Origin of the sequence: Bradyrhizobium sp. 142, from assembly GCF_023074015.1 — a bacterium.
Classification (GTDB): Bacteria; Pseudomonadota; Alphaproteobacteria; order Rhizobiales; family Xanthobacteraceae; genus Bradyrhizobium.
In genome coordinates this window covers 1-2,589 of the sequence record NZ_JADPKQ010000542.1, presented here as the reverse complement: position 1 = coordinate 2,589, position 2,589 = coordinate 1, and the positions used below count along the sequence as shown (strand labels likewise).

The following is a 2,589-nucleotide window of genomic DNA, read 5'->3' as shown; positions in this document are numbered from 1 at the left end:
TGCCCTGGGAATGGAAGCTCCTGCGCCGAGCCGACAAGCCCGCCGATCAGCAGGCTGCCTGACCTTCTCGCAACGCCATCATAGAGCTCGCCGTGCCCGCGCGCATGCGTCAATCAGGCGGTCTTCGTCGTATGCGTACTGTGCATCTCGCCAACACGGCGGCGATCAAGCAGTACGAAGGACTGAAGCACAGCGGCGACGAGGCCGATGCGCAGCACCTCGCCTCTCTGCTGCGGCTGGGCATCCTGCCGACGGGAACGATCCTGCCGCGGGAGCAGCGGACGGCGCGCGATCTGGCGCGCAAGCGCATGCAGCTCGTGCAGTCATGCACGACACATGTCCTGGCGGTTGAAAATATCATGGCCAGACAGCTCGGTGGGCGGATGACCAGCAATCAGATCAAGCGGCTGACCGACGATACGATCGACAGCCTGCCACTGGCGGCAGATGTAGGCTTGGCAATCAAGGCCAACGTTGCCGTTATCGCGACACTGCAATCACAGATCGAGGTTCTGGAGAAGCGCCTGCAAGAACGCGTCGCGCCCCAACCGCAATACGGCTTGTTGACCAGCGTGCCGGGCATCGGCCAGACGCTCGCGACCGTCATTGTTCTGGAGACCGGTCCGATCGATCGGTTTGCCGACGTCGGCAACTTTGCGTCCTACGCGCGCTGCGTCGACAGCGTGCTCACCAGCAATCGCAAGAAGAAAGGCGAAGGCAACGTCAAGAACCGCAACAAGTATCTCGCCTGGGCCTTCGTCGAGGCGGCGAACTTCGCCAGGCGCTTTTGCCCCGAGGCCAAGCGCTTCCATGACCGCAAGAAAGCCAAGACCAACAACATCGTCGCTACCAAGGCGTTGGCACACAAGTTGGCGCGCGCCTGTTACCACATCCTGAAGGAGGGCAAGCCGTTCGACGTAACGCGCTGCTTTGCCCTGAAAAAGGACGACGGCGATCCGGCGAGCCACGTACGGTGATTGGGGCTGCAACCAGCTGCACTGAATTGGACGCCGGATCGCCGTCACCAGCCGCGGTGACAGCGGATCGCCCGCAGCGTAAGCCATCCGGAGATTGGCGCCGGCCTGCCGGCAACCACGGTTCTGTGAACTTCTTTTGGATGCGAGGCGACACCAACGTTCTTCTGGGGCGGCCATGCCGCCAGGGCACGGGCCCCGGTCGGGCCGATGCTTGATCCTCATGGGTGATCCTGATGGGTGTCTGGCGCGATCCGTGATGCGATCGCAGCCCTCAACCGAAGAAACGGGCGCGGTTCGACAGTAGCTGGAAGCGATCAACGAAAGATCTTGGCAGCTCGCGCTGCCAAAAAAATGCGCGCGGCACCTTGCGTTCCTGCATCCTGCGGAGTTCAAGATGGTAGCCGCTCGGCTTCACGCGGGCTTTCGGAGCTGTCGCGAGGAAACCATCTCGGCTTCAGCCTCCTTGATTGTGTTGAGAACGTTTCTCACGGACGCTTCCAGACTAGATAAGGCATTCGGATCGGCTTCGATTTGCGGTGGATACCGTAAGTTGACTGGGCGAGTATAGTCGGCTCGCGCTTCGGAGCTGCGCATCGCAGCAAAGGCTAAAACGCGTTCGGCATAGCTACGGCGAAATGGCAGTGACGTGATAAAGCCAAGTGCCACGAGTACCATCATCATCACTAGCGACCCGTCGAGTGATCTGGTTATCGACGCGTCATTGTGTTCGATCATGCGCGGAGAGGTGACCGGAACAACATCCGCCGAGACATCTACCAGTGCCGTGCCGATCGTTTGTACCAGTGCCGTGCCGATCGTTTGCTCGCCTTTGCGCTCGATGACGGGTGGCGGGGTGACCTGAACGATATCCGCCGAGGCATCTGCCGGTGCCGCGCCGATGGTTTGCTCGCCTTTGGGCTCGATGACGGATGGTGGCGCGACTTGAACTTCATCCTGCGCGCGATTGACCGGCGGACTGGCAGCCGTCGCATCATCATTTCCCGGGAGACGCGCGCCCAATGAGGTTCGCGCCCCAAGCGGCCGCACAGGTTTCTGGTCCGACAGCATCTTCCGCATTGGTTCGTGCGGCTTGAGCTTCGTCCGCTGAGCTTTGTGAACCTTGTGGAGGTAAGGCGCGGGCGTCGCGTGTGTCCGCATATCCCATCGAGGCCGGGGCGCGCGTTCGCGGAACGGATAAAAAGCACCGTCACGAAGCCAGTCATCGCCAGACCAAGCCTCACCAGACCAAGCCTTACCAGACCAAGCCTTGCTCCGTTGGATCTGCGTTCCCAGCCGGTTCGGGTAAGGCAAACCGTATTCACCGGCATGAGGATCGCCCCCACCATAACCGCCACCGGCACCACTGCTGGCAGCTCCTGCACCGCCGCCGGCAGCACCGCTACCAGCTCCCGCGCCACCGCCGCCACCGGCACCGCCGCTACCAGCCCCCGCACCACCAGCGCCACCGGCACCGCCGCTACCCGCTCCCGCACCACCTGCGCCACCGGCACCGCCGCCACCAGCTCCCGCACCACCTGCGCCACCGGCACCGCCGCTACCAGCTCCCGCACCACCACCGCCAGCCGCACCACCACCGCCAGCTCCCCCGCCC

General features: G+C 63.0%; 3 protein-coding genes. 2 read left to right on the top strand and 1 reads right to left on the bottom strand.

Annotated features, from left to right (window positions below):
* The first annotated feature begins 131 nt into the window (after positions 1-131).
* Positions 132-977 (top strand): transposase, encoded by an 846-nt coding sequence (locus tag IVA82_RS48045; RefSeq protein WP_247387403.1) that lies wholly within the window; start codon positions 132-134, stop codon positions 975-977.
* A 411-nt stretch (positions 978-1,388) separates the two neighbouring features.
* Here the strand turns inward: IVA82_RS48045 and IVA82_RS48040 are convergent, their stop codons facing one another.
* Entirely contained in the window at positions 1,389-2,054 is a 666-nt protein-coding gene (locus IVA82_RS48040; RefSeq protein ID WP_247387404.1) for a hypothetical protein, read from the bottom strand.
* 249 nt (positions 2,055-2,303) lie between these two features.
* Here IVA82_RS48040 and IVA82_RS48035 point away from each other — a divergent pair.
* Positions 2,304-2,589 (top strand): hypothetical protein (locus IVA82_RS48035; protein ID WP_247494071.1); only part of this gene is annotated, 286 nt, incomplete at its 3' end.